General features: G+C 55.2%; 22 protein-coding genes and 1 pseudogene. 9 read left to right on the top strand and 14 right to left on the bottom strand.

What is annotated here, in order from left to right; all coding sequences use genetic code 11:
- From NSJP_RS02965 to NSJP_RS02955, 3 genes are read right to left on the bottom strand one after another with little or no spacing between them, the layout of a single operon-like run.
- Complete coding sequence (locus NSJP_RS02965; RefSeq protein ID WP_080888491.1) at positions 1-390, bottom strand: DUF488 domain-containing protein; 390 nt, start codon at positions 388-390, stop codon at positions 1-3.
- 51 nt (positions 391-441) lie between these two features.
- Complete coding sequence (locus NSJP_RS02960; RefSeq protein ID WP_080885447.1) at positions 442-3,420, bottom strand: peroxidase family protein; 2,979 nt, start codon at positions 3,418-3,420, stop codon at positions 442-444.
- A 53-nt stretch (positions 3,421-3,473) separates the two neighbouring features.
- On the bottom strand, positions 3,474-3,932 hold the full coding sequence (locus NSJP_RS02955; protein WP_080885446.1) for a hypothetical protein: 459 nt from the start codon (positions 3,930-3,932) through the stop codon (positions 3,474-3,476).
- A 276-nt stretch (positions 3,933-4,208) separates the two neighbouring features.
- Here NSJP_RS02955 and NSJP_RS02950 point away from each other — a divergent pair, with 276 nt between their 5' ends.
- Positions 4,209-5,684, top strand: a complete 1,476-nt coding sequence (locus NSJP_RS02950; RefSeq protein WP_080885445.1) for a CYTH and CHAD domain-containing protein — start codon at positions 4,209-4,211, stop codon at positions 5,682-5,684.
- Between the two features lie 7 nt (positions 5,685-5,691).
- Here the strand turns inward: NSJP_RS02950 and NSJP_RS02945 are convergent, their stop codons facing one another.
- Positions 5,692-6,060 carry a hypothetical protein gene (locus NSJP_RS02945; protein WP_080885444.1) on the bottom strand — a complete coding sequence of 123 codons (369 nt, stop codon included), beginning with the start codon at positions 6,058-6,060 and terminating at the stop codon, positions 5,692-5,694.
- A gap of 332 nt (positions 6,061-6,392) precedes the next feature.
- Between NSJP_RS02945 and NSJP_RS02940 the strand changes: the two genes are divergently transcribed.
- The 5 genes from NSJP_RS02940 to NSJP_RS02920 all read left to right on the top strand — a co-directional run bounded on the left by NSJP_RS02940 (position 6,393) and on the right by NSJP_RS02920 (position 11,972).
- Positions 6,393-7,070, top strand: coding sequence for a low molecular weight protein-tyrosine-phosphatase (locus NSJP_RS02940; RefSeq protein ID WP_080885443.1), 678 nt, complete (start codon positions 6,393-6,395; stop codon positions 7,068-7,070).
- Between the two features lie 37 nt (positions 7,071-7,107).
- Entirely contained in the window at positions 7,108-8,007 is a 900-nt protein-coding gene (locus NSJP_RS02935; protein ID WP_172834113.1) for a sulfotransferase family protein, read from the top strand.
- Between the two features lie 3 nt (positions 8,008-8,010).
- Positions 8,011-9,807 (top strand): bifunctional sulfate adenylyltransferase/adenylylsulfate kinase, encoded by a 1,797-nt coding sequence (locus NSJP_RS02930; protein WP_080885441.1) that lies wholly within the window; start codon positions 8,011-8,013, stop codon positions 9,805-9,807.
- Between the two features lie 454 nt (positions 9,808-10,261).
- Positions 10,262-11,347: a hypothetical protein gene (locus NSJP_RS02925; RefSeq protein ID WP_080885440.1), complete on the top strand. Its 1,086-nt coding sequence runs from the start codon at positions 10,262-10,264 to the stop codon at positions 11,345-11,347.
- Positions 11,348-11,393: 46 nt separating this feature from the next.
- The gene (locus NSJP_RS02920; protein WP_080885439.1) at positions 11,394-11,972 is read left to right on the top strand and encodes a lipid-binding SYLF domain-containing protein; all 579 of its coding nucleotides are present in this window, start codon (positions 11,394-11,396) and stop codon (positions 11,970-11,972) included.
- Here the strand turns inward: NSJP_RS02920 and NSJP_RS02915 are convergent.
- The 5 genes from NSJP_RS02915 to NSJP_RS02895 all read right to left on the bottom strand — a co-directional run bounded on the left by NSJP_RS02915 (position 11,961) and on the right by NSJP_RS02895 (position 14,727).
- Entirely contained in the window at positions 11,961-12,647 is a 687-nt protein-coding gene (locus NSJP_RS02915) for a low molecular weight protein-tyrosine-phosphatase (RefSeq protein WP_080885438.1), read from the bottom strand. The genes NSJP_RS02920 and NSJP_RS02915 overlap by 12 nt on opposite strands.
- A 512-nt stretch (positions 12,648-13,159) precedes the next feature.
- Positions 13,160-13,345 (bottom strand): hypothetical protein, encoded by a 186-nt coding sequence (locus tag NSJP_RS02910; protein WP_080885437.1) that lies wholly within the window; start codon positions 13,343-13,345, stop codon positions 13,160-13,162.
- Positions 13,346-13,510: 165 nt separating this feature from the next.
- On the bottom strand, positions 13,511-13,672 hold the full coding sequence (locus NSJP_RS20005) for a DUF3309 domain-containing protein (RefSeq protein WP_080885436.1): 162 nt from the start codon (positions 13,670-13,672) through the stop codon (positions 13,511-13,513).
- Between the two features lie 168 nt (positions 13,673-13,840).
- Positions 13,841-14,050: a hypothetical protein gene (locus NSJP_RS02900; RefSeq protein WP_080885435.1), complete on the bottom strand. Its 210-nt coding sequence runs from the start codon at positions 14,048-14,050 to the stop codon at positions 13,841-13,843.
- Positions 14,051-14,277: 227 nt separating this feature from the next.
- Entirely contained in the window at positions 14,278-14,727 is a 450-nt protein-coding gene (locus NSJP_RS02895) for a hypothetical protein (protein WP_080885434.1), read from the bottom strand.
- 990 nt (positions 14,728-15,717) lie between these two features.
- On the opposite strand from NSJP_RS02895, the gene NSJP_RS02885 reads away from it, so the two are divergent.
- Positions 15,718-15,948 (top strand): hypothetical protein, encoded by a 231-nt coding sequence (locus tag NSJP_RS02885; RefSeq protein WP_080885432.1) that lies wholly within the window; start codon positions 15,718-15,720, stop codon positions 15,946-15,948.
- A 525-nt stretch (positions 15,949-16,473) separates the two neighbouring features.
- Here the strand turns inward: NSJP_RS02885 and NSJP_RS20000 are convergent.
- Positions 16,474-16,761: pseudogene (locus NSJP_RS20000) on the bottom strand (integrase core domain-containing protein); the annotation flags it as partial.
- 174 nt (positions 16,762-16,935) lie between these two features.
- Here NSJP_RS20000 and NSJP_RS19920 point away from each other — a divergent pair.
- Complete coding sequence (locus NSJP_RS19920; RefSeq protein ID WP_080885429.1) at positions 16,936-17,727, top strand: 2OG-Fe(II) oxygenase; 792 nt, start codon at positions 16,936-16,938, stop codon at positions 17,725-17,727.
- Between the two features lie 1,636 nt (positions 17,728-19,363).
- Here the strand turns inward: NSJP_RS19920 and NSJP_RS02860 are convergent.
- Entirely contained in the window at positions 19,364-19,726 is a 363-nt protein-coding gene (locus tag NSJP_RS02860; protein ID WP_155969819.1) for a hypothetical protein, read from the bottom strand.
- A 364-nt stretch (positions 19,727-20,090) separates the two neighbouring features.
- On the opposite strand from NSJP_RS02860, the gene NSJP_RS02855 reads away from it, so the two are divergent.
- Positions 20,091-20,897, top strand: coding sequence for a DUF3800 domain-containing protein (locus NSJP_RS02855; RefSeq protein ID WP_080885426.1), 807 nt, complete (start codon positions 20,091-20,093; stop codon positions 20,895-20,897).
- Between the two features lie 230 nt (positions 20,898-21,127).
- Here NSJP_RS02855 and NSJP_RS02850 read toward each other — a convergent pair whose 3' ends face one another.
- From NSJP_RS02850 to NSJP_RS02835, 3 genes are all read right to left on the bottom strand, one after another.
- Positions 21,128-21,988: a DUF2971 domain-containing protein gene (locus NSJP_RS02850; protein WP_172834111.1), complete on the bottom strand. Its 861-nt coding sequence runs from the start codon at positions 21,986-21,988 to the stop codon at positions 21,128-21,130.
- Positions 21,989-22,844: 856 nt separating this feature from the next.
- Positions 22,845-23,345 (bottom strand): thermonuclease family protein, encoded by a 501-nt coding sequence (locus NSJP_RS02840; protein ID WP_231989471.1) that lies wholly within the window; start codon positions 23,343-23,345, stop codon positions 22,845-22,847.
- Positions 23,346-23,393: 48 nt separating this feature from the next.
- Positions 23,394-23,726 carry a PilZ domain-containing protein gene (locus NSJP_RS02835; RefSeq protein WP_080885422.1) on the bottom strand — a complete coding sequence of 111 codons (333 nt, stop codon included), beginning with the start codon at positions 23,724-23,726 and terminating at the stop codon, positions 23,394-23,396.
- Between the last annotated feature and the right edge of the window lie 146 nt (positions 23,727-23,872).

Below are 23,872 nucleotides of genomic sequence, written 5' to 3'. Positions count from 1 at the left end.
TCATGCTCGGCGACGGCGGGGTGCTCTCGATGGCGGTCCGGCCGGCTTTGTGATGAAGTCCATTAAGGCCGCTGCCTGGTTGTGCGTCTCGTCGGCTGCGCCATAGACAAGGGTGATCGATCTCTTTCGCGACAGGCGCCGCAACTTTTGCAACTCGTCCATCATTCCCGAGCGGACTAATTCCGTTCGATACCGCCTGCGAAATTCGGTCCATCTGGCCGGTTCATGCCCGAACCATTTGCGAAGCGTCGTGCTCGGCGCCAGGTCCTTTCGCCATTCAGCGACGTGGGCCCGGTCTTTACTGATACCCCTGGGCCAAACCCGGTCCACGAGAATCCTCATGCCGTCCCGGGAGCCGACTTCGCTGTACACGCGTTTGATCCGTATCATGATCGCGCCGTTCAATCACCGCCCGTCGCTCCGCCGACTCACATCCCTTCATTATTTGCGATTCTCGCGCGCACTTGTATTGGTTGCTTCGACGAATGCGTCGTCTGACGCCGCGCCCTCACGCGCTTTCCACCGCAAGTCATAGTAACGCCCTCGGTCGCGCGCCCATGGATCGAACGCGTTGACCACGTGTTCGAGTTCTTGCTCCAATTCGGGGATCGTCCGACGCAAGATGCACTTGAGCGGCGAGGGATCGACTTTCTCGAACAAGAGCCACGACCGTTCCACGCATCGACCCGCCGGCCCGTTATTCATGACCCATTCGACGCCCAGATGCGAGTAGAATTCGGGCCGGAAACTGGACGTAAAGAAACGGTCGCTGAACAGCCGCCGTGACGCATTGAGAATGAAGACCTGGAATTGCGTCTCTGAGATCGCAAAGCCGTGCGGCCGAACGGGTTCAGCGAGCCAGCCCACGATGGTATCGAGGTCTTCGATGTTGTCGATCGTGGCGCCGTCCGCAGCCCCCAGACAGTCATCGATCGGCGTCCCGTCCTCGTTCACCTGCGCATCCGTAATCCTGTTGGGTTCTTGCTTGCCGTCCACGAGTTTGAACTTGTGGCAGACGTGCGATCCGTACACCTCTCTGAGCCGGGCGACCATGTCTCGCTGTCGATCGAGCTCTCGCTGTTTGGCCGGGTCGTGTTTCGCGGATTCCTCGAGACTGTGATCGATGAAATCGTCGAAGCTCGTCAACGTCCGAAGCCCGTATTGCCGGCGAAACTCATTGAACCTCGGAATGCCTCGTTCCCTGTCCCGGATGATGTCGAGCGCGGCCACGTCGATCCGGCCCCCGTTGGCGTCGATCGGCAGATTCTGGAGAAATTGCGGGTGATTCATCAGCGTCAGGGCGCCGAGGCGCTGCCGACCCATCGACAAGGCCCAGTTGGCCAGGCCGGTATGCTCCATGACCCCGGTCGCCTTCTTTCGGAAGCTATCCACCACCGGCATTGTCTGAACGATCCGGTCCGGCTGGCTCATGTCTCTGTATTCCAGCAAGTCGGGCAGCATCGGATGCAACCGATACACCGAAATGAATTCTTCGGGAAAGTTGAACGGCGATCCGAAATGGTGCGTGCCTCCGTTGATATCGTTGAGGTCCGTGAAGTTCCATTTGTCGGGACAGAAGAAGACGTGCCAGCAGCTGTGAATGGCATTACCTAATCCAAAGATGCCGGGGCCGGCTGCGTAAGCCGAATACTTGAGATTGGCCTCTGCGACGTCTCCTGACTTCTTCAGATCTTTCATCGAATTCGACATGGCTGAGGCCACGGCCGGGAAGCTTTCGAACAGGCCGGACCATTGCGCATTCATCCCCTTGTCGAGGGGCTCGTCATACAACAGCTGCGTGGTCCATTCGATCGTATGAATCTTGGCGATCTCGGCCGACACCACGAGCCGCGCGATCTCGAAGAGCTCTCGGGGGGTGACATCCTTGTACGGCACGGGAGCATCCGGATGCTCGGGCCGGCGCAATCCGCTATCTTTCTCGGGATCCTGCTGATGAAAGACCTCCACGAACTTGTTGTGCTCGCGGGCAAAGAGGTTATGAAAGAAGCTGAGCCCGATGGACCAGTTGTCCGGAAAGGCGGTCGCCTCCTGGCCTTCCCAGGCCGGATTCATGTGCCCCCGATCCGATTGATCGAGCACCGGAAGGTATCCCTGCTTCCATCCCTCTTGTTTCCTGCTCTCCTGAGGTTGTTCACCGACCTGCCGCATCAAGAGTCTGGCGGCATCGGCCGGATCCTTCTTGGCGCGCAGCGTGGAGGTCTCGTCGTACCCATAAATTTGCGAGGCATCCCACCATGCGGTTACCCGATTCAACGTCGTTTTGTGGGCCTTTTTCAGATGCTCCTTATCCCCGATTCGAAACGTGCCCGGATCTTCGGTGTGGACCAACGCCTGACCGGTCTGATCGCCGGGGCGACAGTGGATGGTCTTCGCCAGTTCCTCGGTGCATCCCATGCCCATCATGGTCGATGAGTTCCGTCCTTCGTCGAGATGAGAGAACCAATCGTGGGTCATGAATTGAATCCAAAACGCGGCGAGGACGTTGAACCAGGTGGCTTTCTCATAGTGACAGGTCGAAGGTTCGGTCGCCGATCCGCGTCCCTCATGGCAGTTCTCCGACGTGGACTGATCCCGAGTGAAGAGCTTCCTGCTGATCAACTGCGGGTTGGGCTTGTAGAGCGAGAGCCGATGGTCATGTCGATTCCTGGTTTCGCGGCTGATCTTCTGATCATCCAGATCGAGGAATGTGGCAGCCTCGAATTGGACGTTCCGGGCCAACGGCTGATTGGTCGAGCCCATGAGCGGGTTGAATACGTCGTTGCAGTAGCCGTTCCGATCGCGGAATCGAATCAATTCGCCGTGACACTCTTGGGTCCCATCTGCATGGACCGTCAATCCGTGCGCAGTGAGCCTGGCATATTCGGGATTGGCGGCTGTTCCGGATAATGGCGTCTTTTCGGGAACTCTCATTTCGTCATAAGGGTCGTGAAAGACACCGGCTGGATCTCCCAGGAGTCGCATGTATTTCTCATACGTGCCGCTGTTGTCGAAGAGGTTGAACTTGATCATTTCCAGTCGTTGATACGTCAGATCGAGCAATGCTCCGTCGATTCCACGTCCGTTCGGCAGCAGATGTCCAATCCCACCGGCCGGGCCATACGACCTCGACGTCGCGTCTCCCGTGGCCCAATAGTTCTGCCAGTCCACCCAGGGGAGGCGTCTCAGCGCAACGGCGTCCTCCCCGCCGCGACAACGAGCGGTTTCCTCCCGGACCTTGCCGAGAAATCGCAGGGCTGGATCGTCGGGTATTGGCCGTTGGAATCTCCAGGTGTATTTGACGCAAGAGGTCAATTCACCCGGGTCTAGGGAGGCGCAGCCCCCGGATGCGAGCGTGAATAAAAACAACCACCAGGAGAAGATTTTATGCGAACGGGCTCGCTCGACAGCTTGACATATCATGTTCATTCCTCACCGTATGTCCGGTTTTCTGAAGCGCGCTCGTGCGGCCGGCGTTACTTCAAGGCCTCAATGGTCTCGCGCAACTCTTTGACTTCAGCGGCGAACAGGGCAACGTGCTGTTGGCGCTGAGGCTGGTCGTCCTTGAACTTCCACGTACGGAGGAAAATCGCCCACAACTCCTTGTTGTGTGTCACCGCCAGATCATAGGCAGGCTTCGCCCGTGTTGCTTTGTCCAATGAACAGAACTCTTTGTCATACGCATGAAATTGGTTATGCAGATCGCGGAACGGCTGATCGTAGCCCTTCCCGCCCTCCGCGCCTTTCGCGCTGGTTTCCATCATCGTGATCAGATTGAGCAAGGTTTGGACCTGATTCGCATCCTTCGCTTGCGCGGCGATATCCTTTCTCGCCGAACGATCGGCGAAATAGGTGGAGGGTGACGTGTACATCGCGCAGCCATTGAGAGAGAGAACACCGATCACTACCAGCAAGAAAGATGAATAGCGAGGCATGGGGCACTCCTTTGGTGTGCGCTGTGTCTGATGTCCAATGCCGGCTCGGATTGTTGGCCATCGTCGGAACGATGTGCGAGCCGGACGAGAGAGGAGTTCACTAAGCAATGATCAGCTTCTGTAGACGGAGGATACTCCATTGCGCAGAGGAAATCATCCAAGAGAATGGGGTGCCGCCCTGTTTGGCTATGCCTGCTCTCCAGGGGGTAACGACAGTTGCGCGCCGCATGCCGTTCTGCAAAAATTAAACGGAGACACTACAATAGGGTTTCACCCATGCTCAAGGTTTCGCCTCCACCGACTTCCGTCATCCCTCTCAAGTCAGTGGTAGAAACGGAAAAGAAGCTTTCCGTGGAAGCCGATTTCAGGCTGCCGGCCTTATCGGGACGCCCGCTGCCTCGACGCGTGTTTACCTCCACCTATTTCGATACATTGGATCATTGTCTGGCTCGTTCGAGCATTACCCTGCGCCGCCGTCTCGACCATGGATCGGCGGTCTGGCAGATGAAATTGCCTCCCGTCCATGGAGCACGGCGAGAGTTGGAATTGCGGGAATCCTCAGCGACACCGCCGGCCCAATTTGCCGATGCCCTGATTGTGCTTCACGAGGGGAAGCATCTGGTTCCCATCGCGGAGTTGCGGACGTCGCGCACGGGAGTGTGCCTGCTCGATGGCAAGCGTAACCGGATAGAAGTGGTATTGGATTCGGTGTCGGTCCTTCGTCAAGGGTCTGTCATCCAACAATTCAAGGAACTCGAGATTGAGTCCTTGCATGGAAACGATACGGAGATCGAAACACTCGCCTCAACGCTGTATGGAGCGGGAGCGCGTCCCCATGATGGAAGGCCAAAATTGTTTCGAGCGTTGTCGCTGGCGTGCCATGCGCCGGATGACTCCGACGGGGATGCCTCGATGCTCGACTCCATCCGTCATGGCTTGATCCGTCAACTGGATACGCTCAAACAGTGCGATCCCGCCGTTCGTCTCTGCGGGGACATGAACGACGTTCATCGCATACGCGTCGCGGCCAGGCGGATGCGGACTCTCCTGAAGGCCGTCCGAAAGGCGACCTCACCAGATTGGACTGAACCTCTTCTGCCCGGACTCAAGTGGCTCGGCGACATATTTGCCCTTGTGCGAAATCTGGACGTGCAAATGGAATATTTCAGGGCAGAATCCGAACAACTCAAAGCCCGCGACCGCCGCCCGCTCGAACCGTTCCTGCGGCACCTTCAGAGCGATCGAGAACTAGCCCGCCAGAGGCTGCTGAGCGAAATGCGGACCGCGCGATACTTTGGGTTCATCAGCAAACTGCGCGATGCGGCTGAATCGCCGACCGTCACCGACCCGAAGTACACGTTCACCGATGCAGCGGCCCGTCAGTTTCGCACGCTTCGCAAGGCCGTGCGGCATCTCAATGCGAACCCGTCAAACGCTGAACTGCATCACGTCAGAATCCTCACGAAACGAGCGCGGTACGCCGCGGAACTGGCGCAGGCCGGCGATGGGAAGGGGATAGGTCGCTTTATCAAGTGCGCCGCACGATTTCAGGACTTGCTGGGTACGCATCAAGACGCAGTCCTAGCCGAACGCTATGTCGAAGGACTGCTGAAATACCAGGGCAGGCGACAGGCTGCCTTTACGGCAGGCCTCCTTGCCGCGCGGGCCAAACAGCGTCGTCAGGAGGTGCGAGCGGAGTTGTGGTCTCGATGGAAACGCCTGAAGAAACGCGGCAACCACACCTGGAGTTGACCGATCGTCATCCCGCTTGATCGGACAGCAACTCTTCCAGAAGCTTCAGCACGGAACCGGTTTTCACGATGTCGAGGTGTCCCATCCTGGCTTCCCGCACGATGAGCGCCCGCGCTTGCGCGGCATAATCCTTCCTGGCTCCATCGCGAGAGTGTTCTTTGGCCTTCCAGGACTGCTCGATCAAATAGGTAATGTCGAGAATCGCGCGGTCGGTAGATTCGCGATGCCGGTGATCGACGTCTTTCGCGGCCTCCCTGAGGGCTGTTTCTACTCGCATGCCGACATCGTTCGCGGACGCAGACTGCTCGAGATGTGGCTCCAGCCCGGACAGGACGACGCAAAGCACGACGAGGCATACGTTGCGAATAAGTGTCATGACGACTCCGCCTGAACTCCGACCTCACACCACTGATCTGCGACAGTCGTGCTCATGGTGAACGCAGCCTGTAAACCATGGGTTGCCAGAGTGTTAATGGTGTGTTTCGAGGCCATTCCTAATCCACGCCAGGCCTACCGGTTGCCCTCCTGACACGCCCGGTCGATCCCGTAACCGAACCGTAATCATATGTTTCCCAAAAGTTTGCACGGAACTCATCAACCCGTGACATGGATTCGAGCCGGATCCGGTACGCTGTCATCCATGTGGTGCGAGATCTCGATCGGTTCAATCGCTCAAAGAAGTATGCATCATCTTTATGAGGTGGCCATATGTTGATTGAACGTTTGGAAACAGTCGATCAGGTGCTGCGCCGTGTCATTCGAAAGGTCGTGTACCTCACGCTCATCGTCCCTCTGCGGGCGCTGACCGGATTACTCCATATTCTAAGAGTCAAAGTGTTGAGGAGGATTGCGATCTGGATGTGGAGGCAGGACGATACGATTATCGCAAACCGGCCTCGTCCGGTTCACAGTGTATTCTTCGTCTGTAAGGGCAACATTTGTCGAAGCCCGTTGGCGGAGGCGTACATGAAATCGAAGCTCAAGGGGAAGAATCAGTTGAGAGTGTTCTCGGGCGGATTAGATACCACGCCGGGACATACGGCAAACGCGGTGGCCGAAACAATTGCCCGACAATACGGTTTAGCTCTCGAAGGGCACAGAACGACACCCATCAGCAGGGACCTGATCCGTCAAGCCGACCTGATCCTGGTCATGGATTACTCACAGCGGCAGAGTCTGCTGGCGACATATCCCGAGGCACAAGGAAAGGTCTCGCTCCTCAGCAGTTTTCGTCGCGGAGTGTTGACGCATATCCCCGACCCCTATGGCGGAACGCTCGAGCAATTCGACCACTGTTATCAGCTCATCAGTCAATCGTGCGATAACCTCCTCACCTACATCGAGATCCCTGAAAGCGCCTCGCTCCATGAGAGAAGCGTGCACTGAAGCTCGCGATGCAGGGGAAGTCCGGGGAGCCGCGCAGATGAGCCCAACGCAAGAGGACACACCATTGATCACGCAACCCATTTTCGTCATCGGATGCAACCGGTCTGGGACCACGCTTCTTTTCGAAACCCTCTCGCGCCATCCGTCTCTCTGGAGCCTCTACGTCGAAGCCCAGGATGTTTGGTACAAGCACTACCCCATACATGCGGAACACGGAGATCGGGTGACGGAGTGTCCCTCGGCTGCGGTGAGGAACCAGGTGCAGAGCGCCTTATATTCCCTGGCCCATAACAAAGAGTATCTGAAGGATCGAGCCGTATGGCAGTTCGTGCCGCGTAAACTCATGCAGCGCCCGATCGTAGACGCATACAAAACTCCCCCCATTCGGCTGGTCGAAAAAACCCCGGCAAATTGCCTGCGGATTCCGTTCCTCGCACGCCTGTTTCCGGACGCCAAGTTTATTTTTGTGATTCGACGAGGCGAGGACGCCGTGAGTTCATTGATGGAAGGGTGGAAAGTGTGGTCAAGGACCGATCATGCGGCGTGGTCATTCAACAGATGGCATTACCTCGTTCCGCCGGGGTGGCAACGCTGGATTGGAAAAGAGCTGGTGGATATTTGCGCGTTTCAATGGATGGAGGCAAATGCAACCGCTTGGACAGATCTGAATGAGCACTGCCAGGGCAGATACATTGCGGTCCGACATGAAGATCTGCTCGTAAGACCACACGTGGAGTACGACACGATTTGGAAATTCTGTGAATTGCCTCCATCGAAGTACTTCACGGCACAGCTCGATTCAATCCAGAGACGCGTATACACCACGGGAGGCTCAGCGCCTCGTCCGGATAAGTGGAAGGATCTGCATTACACGGAAATCCAATCCATCCGGCCCCTACTGGAACCGCTCAACAAGCAATTCTATCCGCATGACTAACGCATGAGTTGGGGGAAGACCATGCAGGCATTCGACGCGGAGACCGCAGTGAAGTGTGCCTCTCTCGTCACACCGTACGGGGGTAAGCTCGTCGACTTGCTTGTGCCGGACGAGGAACGTGATGAGTTGACGTTGCGGGCACGCCACCTTCCATATGTCCAACTCTCCCCCCGAGCGCTCTGTGATCTCGAACTTCTCGCGGTCGGTGCCTTTTCACCGCTGAACCGTTTCATGAATAGTCAGGATTATCACGGGGTCGTGGAAGAGATGCGACTGGCCGGCGGAGCAGTCTTCCCGATTCCTATCACCCTCTCGGTGAAAGCGACCGCTGCGATCGCATTGGACAAGGAGATCGGGCTGCGAAATCAAAAGAATGAACTTCTTGCCACAATGATGATCGAAGAGGTTTACGAGTGGGATCGCACGGCGGTCGGCGAACGGGTATTCGGCACGCGAGATGTGCGCCATCCCATGATCGCCGAGATGTCCGGGTGGGGCGGCCTCAATATATCCGGTCGCATCCGGGTGTTGCGGTTGCCGACCCAGTACGGTTTCCGGGACATCCGTTTAACACCGGAACAAACGCGGAAGAAATTGCACTCGTTGGGGTACGCGAATGTCGTCGCGTTTCAAGCAAGACATCCGCTGCATCGGGCGGACGAAGAGTTTACGAAACGCGCCGTTCAGGAAAAGGACGGAGTGTTGTTGCTGCACCCCATCGTCGGGATGGCCAAACCCGGCGATGTCGATCAATACACGTGCGTGCGCACGTATCAGACGATGGCCGAGCGCTACTACAGCCACAAGCGAATCGTTCTTGGGTTGCTCGACTTGGCCACGCGGTTCGGAGGCCCACGGGAAGCCTTGTGGCATGCCATTATCAGGCGCAATTACGGCGCCAACCACTTCATCGTCCATCGAGATCACGCGAGCCCGGGGAGCCACTCTACCGGCAGGCCTTTCTATGCCCCGTACGAGGCTCAGGAATTGATGGAGCGTTTTAGTGACGAGATCGGGGTGACCATGCTGCCGTTTCAGGAGCTTGTGTACCTGCCGGACGAGTGGCGGTACGAGGAACAATCGCGAGCGCCAAAAACCAGGCGTGCCGTGACTATCTCTGAGTCGCAGGTGCGGGAAGACTATCTCAACAATGGAAAGGCATTGCCGACGTGGTTTACGAGGCCTGAGGTCGCCGCGATTCTGTCTGAAACCTATCCGCCCAAGCATCGCTGGGGATTCTGTATCTGGTTCACCGGCCTGAGCGGGGCAGGTAAGTCGACCACGGCGGATATTTTGACGCAGCAGCTTCTCGAGCATGGACGGCAGGTCACCGTGCTCGACGGCGACGTGGTGCGCACTCATCTTTCCAAGGGATTGGGATTCAGCAAAGAGGACCGCGACACCAACGTCCGACGCCTGGGCTTTGTGGCGGCTGAAGTGGTTCGTCACGGCGGGGCGGTCGTGTGTGCCGCGGTGAGCCCGTACAGAGCGACACGCGATGAAGTGCGTAATATGGTCGGGCCGGAGCATCTCGTGGAAGTATTCGTGAGCACGCCGCTCGAGGTGTGCGAGCAACGCGACACGAAGGGGATGTATGCGAAGGCGCGTCGCGGTGAGTTGAAAGGATTTACCGGGATCGACGATCTGTACGAGGAGCCCCTTGCTCCGGACATCACGCTTGAGACGACGCACTGCGATCCGGAAGACAACGTCCGCGAGATCATGAGGTATTTGATGACAAAAGGCTTCCTGCTGGATCATTCAAAAAGGTGGAACACCCTTTCGTGTCAGTCCCCATGAGTACGCACCGGCCGATCCCTGATCGAACGTAAAGAAGACCAACCTACCGCTTTACGAATCAGCATCGACTCAGCAGCCACTCCCCAAGAAACTGCCCCCGCCTCATTTTGACAAGTCTCTCCGCAGTAGCAGAAACTGCACAACGTCAATTCAGCGAGCATGAGTGATGCCCTTGATGGCCTATCTCAACGGATAGGTATTCGTCGACCTGGACAGAGGCTCTGCTGTGCGCACATTGCTGCAAACCCTCTCGCAATACGCTGCGGCCCGCCGTCTTGCGTGGGCTCTAGTGTGTGGGCTCCTGGTGGCCTGTTCGGCACCTAAAGAGCGGGAGTCCCTTTCACCCCCGTCGCCGGGGCCGCTTGGATGGGAAGTGCCTCCTCTCTTCTCTGCTGCGGGGATCCTCACACCGGCCTGGCTCAAAGGGCCGCACCATTCAGTCCAGGACGAAGTGGTGAACGATGGCGTCCAGTACCATTTTGTCGTCAACTCTGAATTCGGGGCATTTCCAGCCGCCGGGGTGCCGATGCTTCGGACGCGAGTCATAGAAACCCAGGCCATTGCAGAGCTCAATGAAACGCGCCAATCGGAGGTGTTCGTCGATGCACTCAAGTTCCAACTGTTACACCCCCTGCAGGGGGTGAAGATCCTGCTCACGGAGCCTAAACGTCTCGGGAGCAGCGTCGGGGGCGGGGTCTTGGAGTTTCTCGCCATGCCCGGACAGGCCAGCAAGTTCGAGGGGAGCGAGCAGGAAGACTCGATGACGAAATCGGCGATCGGATTTTCCTATCTGAAGCGAAAACTCGCCTTTCAGTTCGGAGTCGATCCCTATTCGTCCAATCGTCGGTTGCAGGACGAACTGAATGAATTGACCTGGGTCGCCTTCACGGCCGATCTCGCCCCTCAGATCGGGTATGTGTTCATGCCGGCCCCCGCCATTCTCTGGATGAGCTTCAGTGCGACTCGCTGGACGTCGTATCTCGATGAACAGGTTCGCGACCATTCGCCGGGCGATCTGCGGGCGATGGACCGGGCCAAATTGCTGGCCATGGGTATCAGCGAGGAGGACATCCATCGGTTCTTCCTCAATGGCCATTTTTCCCCGAGACACGCGACGATCATTACCGCCGGGCTCGACGCACTCACCGGGGTTGATAACCGGGAGGCCTTTCTGGCCGTCGCCGAAGAAGCGCCTTCCGAGGAACTCGTCTTGTTCTACCAGCACCTGGTGGAAATGATGCGCGGCTACCACGTGCACGTAGGCGCCGTCGATCGGCTGCTGGTGCTGCCGCGTGTCCCGGCTCTCTATACCAAGAATAAGACGCTGGTCGTGATGCTGCCTCTCGATTATGTGTTTTGGACGCCGCGCGTCGCGTCGGTCGCGCAGGCTCTGACGACCCATGTGCCCAGTCGACCTCGTATCGCCCGGCGAGAGCTCTGGATCGCCGGGAATGCCTCACCCCGCGCCAGGCAGGAACTTGAATCGCTTGGATGGACCGTGTACGAGCAGGTTTCGGCGAAGCTGAATCCTGAGCCGTGATAGAACATCGTAGTAAATCCTTTTCGGCGATGATACCGTCACGCGCATGATGCGGGCATTTCATCTCAAGACATGGCTCACGATGACCTTGGCCCTGCTCATCCTGTCTTGTGCGGCCGGATTGAAAGGGCGCAAGGAAGAACAACTGGCCTATTTCGACCACCTTGAACAGGACACTCTGGCGCTCCTCATCAAGGAGCACCCGCAATCGGAGCAGGAATTAGCGGACGCGGCCGGCTACACCATCGCGGAAAAGAAAACCGTCAAGGTGCCGTTTGTCGGAGTGGGAGACGGGATCGGGCTCGTGAGAGAGAAAGCCAGCGACAGGAGATCCTATCTGCAATTTACCCAACTGCAATTCGGGTTTGGCTTGGGAGTCCGGGCGAACAGAATCGTGGTGATCTTTCAGGATCTCAACAAACTGCGTGAGGCGGCTGCCGGGAGGTGGCATGTAGGTATCGCGGCGGAGGCCACGGCCAAGGTGGGTGACGTCGGTGCGGCCGGGGAGGGTGGGAAAAGCGATCTCACCGAAAAAGGATATTCCACCTATGTGCTCACCGATTGCTGCGTCTCCGCATCGGCGACGATCCGGGTGCTGCGCGCGCGACCCTATTCAGTCGAATAGTCCGGCGGGATGGCCTCTGAGAGGGGACTTCAGACTCGCAATGTAGTTGAGGAGGTTATCGCACGACCGGCTTATGAGGTGGTAACAGTCGTCGAAGCGCTCAATGGTTCCCCCATAGGGGTCAGGGATATGCGTCACGATTCCACGGCTAAAACTGCTGAGGAGCACTACCTTTCCGTGTGCCTCAGGGTACATCGCCAGTAAGCCCTGCCGCTGCGAATAATCCATGACCACAATCAGGTCAGCTTCTTGAATCATCTCTCTGCTAACCGGTGTGGTTCTGTGCTGGTCAAGAGTCAAGCCATATTGCCGGGCGATTGCTTCGGCTAAGGCATTTGCTGCATGACCCGGCGTAGTACTCAATCCAGCTGAAAATACTCTCAGATGATTCTTCCCCTTGATCTTCGACTTCACATACGCCTCTGCCAACGGGCTTCGACAAATGTTCCCTTTGCAGACGAAGAAGAGATTCTGAACAGAACCATGCCGGTTCGCGATCATCGTATCCTCTAAATTCCATGTCCGCGGGGCAAACTTCCGGAATACTTTTGCCCTTAGAATATGGATCAAGCTCGTCAGTCTTTGCAGAGGGACGATGAGCGCCAGGTTCGCAACCTTGTGAATGAGGTAACGGATGGGCGTCTGTGTTGGTTCTAAGTGTTCGATCAGAATCATTGTTCCGCCTCATACCCATAGATAGTCCGCACGGTGCCGGTCACAATTCTAGTGATGGAGCGGTGCATACACTTCGGAAACTCCTTTCCGCCGAGATTCGGGCACCGGCTACTTCAAGCCTAACCGTCTTGTGGCTAGCCGGCATTCCCCAGAAGCGGGACCGGGCACTTCCCCAAAGGAGGTACATGTCTCATCACCAGATCCTCACTGATGTCTGCCGGTTCGTTCTCTTGAATCTGCTCAGGTAGATTTCCGACAGAACTCCAAATAAGCTATGTTAAATATGAGGATCGTCCGTGGCGCTCCGTATGCTCGCAAAGACACCGGGTTCCTGAAGGAGAAGGCAGGGCCGGCTAGTTTCGCCAGCACCGATCCGATTACTTCTCCTTCGCCGGCACATCTGGAAGGGCAGTTATGATGGAGAGTCGGGAGCTGTTCCTCGATCAGCGGGGAAATCAGTGGATTCTCGATGCCTGACATGCAACCGTTGAAGCGTCAGACCAACGTCGATCTTATCTGCTCGGCGTGGGCACGACCAATTTGGAAAGGTCTTTGAGGCAGGTCTCGACCATCTCACGCTCTCTCTCCGTGAGGGGGATGCCGTCGTTCACGAGCGAAGCAATCAGGTGATCGGCGGAACGAAGATAGTCCTGTACGACTTGACGGACAGAGGACAGTGCCGAAGGGAGGTAGGCCATGGGGTCCGCCTTTCTCTACAAATGTGAAGAGCCCACTCCTGCGAATGCAAATGTACGCACGAATTCTCCTTTTATGGCATACGTGGATGCGTAGCGTTCGGTTATCTCTGCCTCCACAAGCATTTCCGCTCACACGCTATGTGTGTTAGCAGGTGTGAGCGAATTCTATTTAGCAGGCAAACGTCCAGTTAAGAGCATGACGACCACGATAAGAAGCACCACGCCAAGCAAACCACTGGGGTAATATCCCCAGTTAGCACTGTAGGGCCATGTCGGCAGTGCTCCGAGAAGGAGCAGTATCAATATGACGAGTAGAATGTTGTTCATACCACCCTCCCTGTGAAGCCTCACCCAGTTGTTTAACTACTGTAAATATGAGCTATGTGTAGCCAGAAGCCACTAGGACAATCCCTGTGGGAGCACCAGTATTTCACGTGAACTCAGCCTAATGGGGCTAAGTGACATGCCTCGCTATAAACCCATACCTTCAATGTCCTATTGGATAATGCCTTCTCGAATCCGTTCTCTAAAGCTCTGCATCGTCTCCATTCCAGCAAATTGAACCCCCTCGCTGACCAGTCGCTGGAATTCTTCCCGTATCTGGCCATCAGGCACATGCCGTTCTAATAAGAGAAGGATTGCGTTCAACTGAATTTGAAATAGCGCCAGGGTAGTTGAGACAGCAGTAAGAGTCTTTTCATCCATGAGGTCCTCCAAATCTGGTTCGACGATGCGAGATTATAAAGGCTCATTCTGTTGAAGTGACTAACCTTACTCCCTGTATTGTGGCTCTGGGCGGGTTTCTGCTGTGTCGATTAATTCTGCCGATTGCGAGGGTTTTTGAAGATTTGTAGCACGGGCTTAGCACAGCGCTATGAGAATGAGATGATAGCTCCAGGTTGTCTCTGGCTAGAAGAGGCTGCGCGGTACGCTTATGAAGGCAGCACGTAAATCGGCATGAAGCTGAGGAGCTGGGCCATGAAAAATAATATATGATTATGCTCAGTGTCATACTGTTTGAGGATCTCATCGACGAGCATGAACGCGACCCAGAGACCTAATGCCACGGTGAATGCGGAATTGATGATCGCGAGATCCATCGAGCCTTTCATCAGAGATGATAAGACGGCCCATCCAAACAACAGGGCCGCTAACAACTGCCAACTTACGACCGCGGAGAATAGTAACCAAGAAAGCCACCATGGGGGCGACCAGACTTGAATGGCATCTGTAAGGTTCTTGAAGTTGCCAGAGGCGAATGGCCAGGTTCTATGGAAAATGCCCCAGGTTCGAAAGCCGTCGCAAAGGTTGGTACTACATGCGCTTGCAAACCACAGCCCCCAAAAACTCAGCAACCCAAGCTTAAAAGAAAAGATATCCATCGCCCGAGATTCTCACGACATGTCCTTTTGACAATTGTCCCATACGACGACCTCTTGAATGCCCTAGGACATTCCGCAGTCACAAGTCGCCCATCATGACCAGCGCTATGCGATTCGCAGGAAAATCGTATGACTGGAGGCGGCATCGATTTCAACATAGAAAGGTCCCTCCTGTCGGGTGAAGGAGCTTCGTACAAAGTCTATTTCAAAGTTTTGCCTGCCTAAGTGGAAGGGAGGAGTCAGCTCGGTCACCCTTCACAGGCCAGCTGACTCCACTCTGACCAGTGACATCGCGCAGGCGAAGATCATGAATCTTACTCGAGTAGGGCCACTGAACATCGAGTGACCTGCATGGAACTGACGGAGATGCGATAAGGAGGCCGTGGACCTACTGCAGAAAGCCGTGGCAGAGTAGAAGCGGGCCTATGTCCTGGTGAATAACCGCTCCGAAGGGAATGCGCCACTCACGGTGCAGGCACTCACGGAGCTGCTGAAGCCAGGAGGCAAGGCTATGCAACATGCGGAGTCGTCAATCGATGCACTCATGCTCAGAAAGTGGGAGCACGAATGGGACGCGTCGCTTAAAGTTCACGTGGAACGCATTGGCTGATGAGAGGGGCTGTACTTGGTGGGACATTGTGATGGAGAATCGAGATGTGTTCCTAGGCCATGCTTGGGAGCGTTGGAAATCCCGACGACAAAACTGCCAGTGAAGATGACGACATACGGAAAGGCCCGGTAGTGGATGCAATCGTGTAAGTTGCTCAGACTCGCTCTCATGGCAATGCTCGCTCTCCTGGCCGGTTGCATGACCGATTCCGTGATGCTTGTTCATCCTCAAACGCAACAGGCTGCACAGTGCGGCCCATACTACTATACCGGCACATCGTCTGGCCTGTTCTCAAAAGCGGCGGCGATGGAGCGCGAGCGTGACTGCATCAGTGATTATCAACGACAAGGTTACGAGCGGAGATGAGAAGAGGGCGTATCATGATCAACCCTCATAAATCTGATGACGGTCTCTGGTATGCCGACGCGTGGTATGGGGTCTTAGATACCGATCAGGATGAGAGCATCTTCAAGCGGGTTCCCAGCACTGACCACAGAGATCTTGAACATAGCGTCATGAGCGCGAAGCGGGCAGCGCTACAGCTACTATGGAAGCAAGGCATTGAAGAGAAACACGTCGTCTTGAATATCATCTGGCCTGAGGAGGAGTGAGTGCTGGATCGTTGTTAGGCTATCGAATCCATATGGGATTTGTGCTTCCATGAGTACGACAGACTTTCCAATGCTTGAGATGTTGTTTGGGACCTATTTTCATGAAGATTGGAGCCTGTGTCCTCCTCGGAATTGGAGACGACGATTGCAGAACTTATTCGACTGTTGGATCAACAAATGGATGATCGGGCGCTTGCCTGGTTTCTGGTGTGGAAGCTGTATTGTAGGTATGATCCAAGTCCGGAGCAATCTAATCGGGAATGGTTGAAGGGCATTGTGCACGTCTTTCGAGAGGAACTGAAGAAGAGAGGGATCGCCTAATTTGGGTTGGAGTTCTCACAAAGGTAATGACCCTGAGAGTGACGAAGGACATTTTCCCGGGCGATAGTGATTGGGGGGAACCTACAGTTGGCCTGGTGTTAGGAGTATCACGAGGGGAAAGGCCTGCCTGCGTATCAGAATCGCACCTTCACCGTACCGTCTGCGATGCAATAGAGCCCATTAACTGGGACGCACGTAACCTGGGGCCTCGGCGAGCGAAGCGAACTGATGCACGTTCAAACACTCGTCACGCAACCGCCCATTGAACGACTCAATAAACGCATTTTCCACGGGTTTGCCCGGTCGAATGAAGTGAAGTTGCACGCCGCGCCGATAGGCCCAATCCTCGAGAGCACGGGACTGGAATTCCGTCCTGTGATCCACGGTGATGGAACGTGGACCGGCACCACCGTCCCAAACCCGATCTAAGGCCAAGCCCACGCGCTCTCCCGACATCCGAAATCCGGCCTCTAGAACAGGACTGGATCGACTCCAGTTATCGACCTGTGATCATTAACACGCCAGCTGCCGGCACCCCTTCTGCTCGCACTGTTCGCTACAATCGAGCAAATTCGCGCAGGCAGCACCGTGCGGAAACTTACGTTGCATCACACAGGCGGCCGGTCAGGATGTCGCCCGAGAAACGCTCCTCACTGTCTACGTGAAATGGCGTTGCGCCGCTTCAGGCCTCCCGCATCCTGGGAAGGCCTAGGATTTGCACCTAGGTTTGTCTATTGCGGGGCCTCTATGCAGGTGGCGTTCGATCAGTTCGACGATGAGCGGTTCTCCTTTCATGAGGATCAGGTATTGATCCTTGATCAGGTGTGGTCCGCCGCCGACCGGCTAGAGTTCCAACGTGCCATGCGGGAGGCGCCCTGGACGTCGCTACGCGACAATTCGCGACTTGCCGTAACATTTCCCTACTGTGGCAACTGGTTGAAAGCGGACCTAATGCATTCCCAGCGCCGCCGACTCCTCGATCGGCTCAGCCTCTCGTGCATCACTCGCTATATTGAATCCTTTCCCAACATTGCGGGGCGGCACGTAAATTTTAATTACTACTCCTACGCCGCCGGAGACTGTCTTCGAACGCACGATGACATAGCGCAGGACCAGGCGTCTGCGGATATGATGCTTCGGCCCACCCCGATGAGACGCCTCGCCATGGTGACTTATCTCCATGATGAATGGGAGCCGGACTGGGGCGGCGAATTGGTGATTTACGATATGGGAGAAGGCCGACGGGATCAGTCAGTCTTTACCGTCACCCATTGCATCCCGCCGAAACCGGGTTCCCTGGTATTGTTCACGGTACCGAGATACCACCGGGTCTGCCGAATTGATGAACTGTGCGGAGCGGCGAAACGCCTCTCGATCGCCGGGTGGTTCATGACCGAACATCAGCCATGTACGATCACCACTGCCGCCTTGCAGCAAGTCTGTGCTCCCCGCAAATAGAGCAATTCCTAGGCAGGATGAGTGTGTGACGCTGGGAAAGACAGCCGTGCGACTAGGGGGGAGGAGGGATTCGCAAGAAATCCTACAGTGTTTTCCGAGCTTCACGCCATGGCCTACAGAAAAGCTGTCCGAATGCCAGACGGTCTGTCCTGAGCGTCTGGCCTTCGCCCCGTAAAGATTCCCCGCGTTGCCGCTGTTCGGTCGGGGCTCCGCCTTGTATCATTTCATTCCGGTTGCTCTATGCTGAGCAAGAGAGACCGTGGCTAACGGGACACAATGACCGGGAGGAGCAATGCTGATGACACGATACGGACAGAACCAGCCGGAGAAAGCTTAGAGGTGGCAACTGGACGGGCGTTTTGACATAAACCGAGGTGGAGGAGGCAGGAATTTGGCAGGCCTTCAGAGTAAGTATTAGCCACTGTTCGGATGTCAGGCAACATTGGCATCCAGCAGGGACGGAGTGGGGGTAGGTTTTCCTCTGCTGGTAGCCAACCTGGAGAGACGGCACTAAGGTCATCTCTCCAGGTGTTCACTCCTTCATCGCCAGGCTAGAAGGAACGACCAGCCTGCTCATCTTGACTCTCGGTCTCGTGCCCGTCGGACGATGCGAACGCCTGCTCTTGAGGATCGTGCGCACAAGACACAATGCCCGCGGATGAAGCGAGCAGCAACAGAAGTAACACCCCACAGAAACTTCGCTCAGTATCGCGCTGTACCATCGGTCTCACCTCCCTTTTCTCAAAGAACCATTGCCGCTTATCGGCCATGGATCAGGCAGTAATAAATGAGGGAGGCGAACCCATCGCCTACAATCAGGCTACTTCGAACTTAACGCTTATTCAATGGGACAGGGTCCGGTCGTCCTGTTCTGTCCAGGCAGTCCCGCTACACGGTTCCGAGACGGTTCCCGCGTTGACGAGATATGTGGGGGTGGTTTCTAAACCCGCGAAAAATGGTGGGCCGTGTAGGGGTCGAACCTACGGCCCGCTGATTAAGAGTGATGAATCGAGGGGCTACCTAAGTCATTGTTAGACATAGCGTGGCCCCTCATCCACGCTTCGGCACCAACGAACCGCATTTGTTTCTGTTTGTCTGTCTTCGTTGCGCTCCACTCGTCTTTGTAGACTCGGCTAACACCCTATTAACACCAGGCGAACACCCCCCCCCGGGTCTTTGCGGCAGGCGGGGTACGGCAATGAGGACTCCCAGCCCTAGCCATCTATCTACCCGGTTCTCTATTCCCCTCGGCTCTCCTGACTCCGCCGATCACACCGTCAATGGCTTCCCTGCGCACACAATGGGCTTGAGAGGCCTCGATCTCTCCCAACTGACCCTTAGGGTATTCATGACGAGCTACTTTCCTAAAACGCAGCGTGAGCAGCGGTAAATTCACGCGAGAGGGTGCTGAGAGATACCCCCGGGGTCCTTCTTTTAGAAATTCTTTACGAAAGGAAACCTGGCGGGCATGGGATCCCAGTTACGTACCACATCAGCTAGACGACCAGCACTTGATCTCTGCCCAATCCGGCTCACCATTCAGGATGCTGTACGACTAGCCGGTGGTAGGCGGCCCTCCCGCATATGGAAATTTTGAGTGGGGTGATTGTGCCCGTTGAAGGCTGCGTTTCGGGTGTCAATGCTCTAACGAGTCGAAGACCGCCTGATACTCTTCGACCGGTTGGCTAATTGGGATTATCCATAATAGTTTAGTCGTTGGTTCGATTTTCACGTCCATTCGGAGACTCCCGTCATCTCCTCGGGAAAAGGTTCGTGTATAGCGCACATGTCCGAGTGTGCCTTCAGCCTCAGTATCGCTTTCCCGAACGATTTTCAAGGCGTTTTGATCGCAACTGACCGCATCATTCGACGTGATGAGGACATGGCGATCGCGCTGGCCATCGCTCTTCCAGAGAATTAACTCGAGATTGTCATTTTGGACGAGCTCCGATTTGATCGCCAACTTTTCAATGTTCATAGGTGCGGCAATGCCCAACATGCGGACCATTGAAAGAGGCCATGCATAGACCCGATAGAAGAAGGGATAGCCAGGCGAGGCCTTCCCGATAGCCGCATAGCTCCCCCCCAGCTTAGGGCATATATTCGGGAGCTGGTGAGTTAGAGAAACGGCCCCGGATGAATTAGCAGGGGTTGACGGTGAATGTTGGCTACATCCCGCGCTGATCGCGGTCATAAGACTCAGTAGAATCTGTATACATAACTTCATATGGGGTACTACAATCTACAGCTACTACCAACCTGGTGCCACCCCCGGCCTTCCTTTTTCTTAAATTCTCTGAAAAAGGAAACCCCTCACTTTAATATTCACCCTACACATAAGACCGCAGTACAATGCCCTCCTTATGCCAAATAAGTATGTGCTGTATGTTGACGACACGGGAAGTAGAGACCCTGATAGAGCTGTTTTGGATGGACGGCAAGACGGAATGGATTGCTTCGGCCTGGGCGGCTTCCTGCTTAAAGAGGAAGATATCCCAAGTCTAAAAACTGCCCACGAGAGGTTTTGCAATTCTTGGAATATCAATTATCCCCTCCACTCATCGAGTATTAGAGGAAAGCGTGGCAGATTTTCTTGGCTAAGGAGTATGGAGCGGGCAGATCAGTTTTTATCCGAACTCGAACATCTCCTGGTTTCGCTTCCCGGGATCGCCATCGCCTGCGTGATCCATCGCCCAGGATATGTCTCGCGATATCGTGAGATGTACCCAGGGCAGCTATGGTTCATGTGCAAGACCGCGTTTTCGATCTTGGTTGAACGATCCGCCAAGTTCTCCGATGGGCAGGGTCGAAAACTCGAGATCGTTTTTGAAGGTACGGGAAAAAAAGAGGACCGAAATCTGAAGCACTATCTCAAAGAATTGAAACGAAATGGGAGCCCCTTTAGCACACAAACTTCACATGGGTACACTCCTCTTGTCGCGGATGACTTTCGGAGAATAATTCTGGGAGAGTTGCATCAGAAGACAAAGGAAGTCCCAATGCTGCAGTTAGCCGATCTGCTTTTATACCCGATGGCAAAAGCTGGTTATGAACCGAGTTATGGACCTTTTGTTAGGCTCAAGGAGGCGGGTAGGTTGATTGACTGCTATTTTACGGCAGAGGAGTGTTCGTCGAGAGGAATCAAATACAGCTGTTTCGAGCGCTCCTAAAACTAAAGGCCCGGACAGAACATCCGAGCCTTTAGCCGGCTTGCTAATTTCGCAAACCCCCGGGCATTGCCCCTATTGTGTATATAAGTATAGGCGTAATGCTTTCCCATTTCCAGCCCCACCGTAAATCTATCCCGAAGGCTTCTTGCCTGCGTCTCGGCACATGAAGGGCCATAGCAGAACCTCTTAGGATTTGCTCAAAACCACTGGATTAGTAATGCAACATCGGCTTACCAGGTGCGATACGGAACATTGGAATACTGCACACCATTTCTAGGGCTAGCTCCAAATTTGGACAAATAGTTCGATAACGATTCCATAGAAATATTCGAATTCGGTGTAGGTCCAAGATACACATGCTCTAGGTCTACCCGTCTATCTGGTGCGTGTGGCAGGCCAAATTTCATGAAAGGAATTAGCATCGATGCGCCTTCTCGATACTCGATGTCCGCCTCAACATAATTCGTAATGACAGGGGAGACAATTCGCCACTCCTGTTCTTCATGAAATGCTGGATGCTTAAGAAGGGCAGCAATTTCGAGGAGATGGGTTTCCAGCTCTTCAAAAATATGCTGGAAGGAACCGGCTTTTGCTCCTTTCCTCTCAGCAAGGTCCTCAATCTCATTCAAAACCTCAATTGCAATTTCTTCCTTCTTATCTTGTTCGTAGATGCACTTCCCTAACTTCCACCCTTGGTCACAGGCTGATGCTGTCAATTTTGCTCCGTTGAATCCAAGGTTGACACCCCTGGTGGGGGGACAATAACTACGCCACTGGCTAAGAAGATTGCCATTGGCCGTGAAACATCCAACATACAGCTTGTGACCAGCTGTAAGTCGATGGGATATCCATTCTCGGAACTGAACAAACAGCTTTGATTCGAGTTTGCCAAATCCCTCACGAAACCAAGTCTCGGGATCTAGCTGACTGACTGTATGAGCCATTTCTGTCGAATCGTTTAAGTAAGTTATTTCAGTTGCCCTGAGAAGGCCCGTATCAATGATTCCCTTCACGCCGGCCAAGGAGGTGTAGTGATAGAGCGGAACCCCCGTGGTAGCGGCGTATAATTCTCTATTAAGCTCGCTGATCATGGCTATAGGCACTCGTACAAGGCTGAACCCACCTGGCGGAACAGCGCTGTGTTTCCCCCAGGATTGCCCACCCGATGCTTCGGCAGGAACGTTCCGTATGTGGCTACGGCCCATCCAGGACAGGCCTTCTTCACATCCTGTGCGGTGAAGGGCTCCAACAACTTTCCCAGTTTAACTGCATCGTATATTTCAGAAGCTAGACGTTTCATTTGCTGAGCGCCAGATGAGACACGATTCTCTTGATGTGGTCTTCATAGATGCAGAGACAATCCTCAATCTCATATGGCTGAAGCGCGTGGAAGCTAGTAGGGAAATCCGTTACCGTTAGGCTATCGCAACGATGATCGACACCCAGAGGTGATAGCGCCTTTGCACCGCGGCGGGTCCCTCGGTGTAGATAAACTCGCTCTGGCAGATATCCCCAATAGCGGCCTAACAATAGCGCGATATCATAGATAGCGAGTTTTCCCACCCCATGAACCCTGTCAGCTTCCATGCTCCTATGGAGTTCGTCGAAGTTTGCACAGTTCTGGATGATGTGGAGCTTGCCTAGCAGTATCTTTTGGAATGCGGACAGCGATTTCGGCGAGAGCCTTCGTTGGTGATCCGCCTTTCCGGCCCAAACAGCAATCTCCACGGCGGATGCCGGGGGTGTGCCGGTTGGAATGCGATCAAGGGCCTCCTGGGCACGCGACCTATATGCCGAAATGTATTGCGCGACTATTTGTTCCAGTGTCGCTGGACGATTTGGCAATGGTTCACAGATACGTGTCCGTCGAGAGCAAGGATCCGCGCGCTTCAGACTCATGCATGTTTCTCCATATTGACAAGTTGCTGACAGTGTCACCTTCTACCTTCATTGAACTGGTAGTTCGGCTTCCGGCTCCAAGTCCAACCAGGCCGGCTTCTTTCCTCGCGAAGCCTTCCGATATTCCCACGGCGGCACCGGTTGCGGATCGGCCCAAAGTCCTGACTGTGCCTCACGTGCCGCCTGTTCCAAATGCTCCAGGGTCACGTCCTTGTGGGCATACTTCCGATACCACCAGCACCAGCCCTCTTTCACAAGTTGCTGATTTACGTTCGTGCCATCTGGCAACAGCACATCGGCAATGGTGCGTCCGTACTTGTCCATGCCATGAGTGCGTAGCGTGACCTCCTTCCCGAACACGAGCGCCGAGGCGGCCTGCTTCGCCCTCGTTCCATATGCTTGCCCTTTTTCGGGACAATCGATCCCATGGAGTCGGATCCGCTCGGCCTGCTGACGGTGCATGACTTCGATGGTGTCGCCGTCCAGCACGCCCACCACTTCGCCAGAGAAATCTGCCCACCCGATCACCGGGGCAAGGATGAGCAACACACAGATAACAGTGGCCCTCAAGCCCATTGTGAAGCCCTGCTTTCCTGCCTACCCATCTGCTCCCGGCGCCTCCGCTGTCCATTCAGAAAGAAATTGGTCAAGGTCCTCCCGGGATTCCGCATCGATCACCAACGTTTCCACGCCATATTCCTCGGCTCGCACCCATCGAACAATGGCCGCGGCCACATAAATCTCCTGGTGCGTGGGCAGCGTCACCGTGAGCGAACAGACCTCACCGACACGCAGGGGGAGATCACCGGAGAAGCGCCAGCCCATCGGGGTGACATTCCAGACCATGCCGAAGCCTTCGAACTGCTCAACCTGGTAGGCCACGGGGCAGCACAGGGGGATCCGACGGAAGGGACGAATGGTGAAGTGCATGAGGACCTCGCAGGAGGCCTATTCTAAGAAGGGCTTGGCACGAGCTGCAAGCGCCGAGTGCGGGCAATGCGTGCATTTGGCTCGCCATGCCTCTCGAAACAGGTTCCAACGTGCGCTAACATGAGAGCATCCTCACCGGTCGTCCA

Source organism: Nitrospira japonica, from assembly GCF_900169565.1.
GTDB lineage: Bacteria > Nitrospirota > Nitrospiria > Nitrospirales > Nitrospiraceae > Nitrospira_C > Nitrospira_C japonica_A.
This window is presented reverse-complemented; position numbering and strand designations above follow the sequence as displayed.

Coding starts and splice junctions, on each gene's coding strand:
- NSJP_RS02965 (WP_080888491.1), bottom strand. CDS start 390: ATGATACGGATCAAACGCGTGTACAGCGAAGTCGGCTCCCGGGACGGC.
- NSJP_RS02960 (WP_080885447.1), bottom strand. CDS start 3,420: ATGATATGTCAAGCTGTCGAGCGAGCCCGTTCGCATAAAATCTTCTCC.
- NSJP_RS02955 (WP_080885446.1), bottom strand. CDS start 3,932: ATGCCTCGCTATTCATCTTTCTTGCTGGTAGTGATCGGTGTTCTCTCT.
- NSJP_RS02950 (WP_080885445.1), top strand. CDS start 4,209: ATGCTCAAGGTTTCGCCTCCACCGACTTCCGTCATCCCTCTCAAGTCA.
- NSJP_RS02945 (WP_080885444.1), bottom strand. CDS start 6,060: ATGACACTTATTCGCAACGTATGCCTCGTCGTGCTTTGCGTCGTCCTG.
- NSJP_RS02940 (WP_080885443.1), top strand. CDS start 6,393: ATGTTGATTGAACGTTTGGAAACAGTCGATCAGGTGCTGCGCCGTGTC.
- NSJP_RS02935 (WP_172834113.1), top strand. CDS start 7,108: ATGAGCCCAACGCAAGAGGACACACCATTGATCACGCAACCCATTTTC.
- NSJP_RS02930 (WP_080885441.1), top strand. CDS start 8,011: ATGAGTTGGGGGAAGACCATGCAGGCATTCGACGCGGAGACCGCAGTG.
- NSJP_RS02920 (WP_080885439.1), top strand. CDS start 11,394: ATGATGCGGGCATTTCATCTCAAGACATGGCTCACGATGACCTTGGCC.
- NSJP_RS02915 (WP_080885438.1), bottom strand. CDS start 12,647: ATGATTCTGATCGAACACTTAGAACCAACACAGACGCCCATCCGTTAC.
- NSJP_RS02910 (WP_080885437.1), bottom strand. CDS start 13,345: ATGGCCTACCTCCCTTCGGCACTGTCCTCTGTCCGTCAAGTCGTACAG.
- NSJP_RS20005 (WP_080885436.1), bottom strand. CDS start 13,672: ATGAACAACATTCTACTCGTCATATTGATACTGCTCCTTCTCGGAGCA.
- NSJP_RS02900 (WP_080885435.1), bottom strand. CDS start 14,050: ATGGATGAAAAGACTCTTACTGCTGTCTCAACTACCCTGGCGCTATTT.
- NSJP_RS02895 (WP_080885434.1), bottom strand. CDS start 14,727: ATGGATATCTTTTCTTTTAAGCTTGGGTTGCTGAGTTTTTGGGGGCTG.
- NSJP_RS02885 (WP_080885432.1), top strand. CDS start 15,718: ATGATCAACCCTCATAAATCTGATGACGGTCTCTGGTATGCCGACGCG.
- NSJP_RS19920 (WP_080885429.1), top strand. CDS start 16,936: ATGGCGTTGCGCCGCTTCAGGCCTCCCGCATCCTGGGAAGGCCTAGGA.
- NSJP_RS02860 (WP_155969819.1), bottom strand. CDS start 19,726: ATGTTGGGCATTGCCGCACCTATGAACATTGAAAAGTTGGCGATCAAA.
- NSJP_RS02855 (WP_080885426.1), top strand. CDS start 20,091: ATGCCAAATAAGTATGTGCTGTATGTTGACGACACGGGAAGTAGAGAC.
- NSJP_RS02850 (WP_172834111.1), bottom strand. CDS start 21,988: ATGATCAGCGAGCTTAATAGAGAATTATACGCCGCTACCACGGGGGTT.
- NSJP_RS02835 (WP_080885422.1), bottom strand. CDS start 23,726: ATGCACTTCACCATTCGTCCCTTCCGTCGGATCCCCCTGTGCTGCCCC.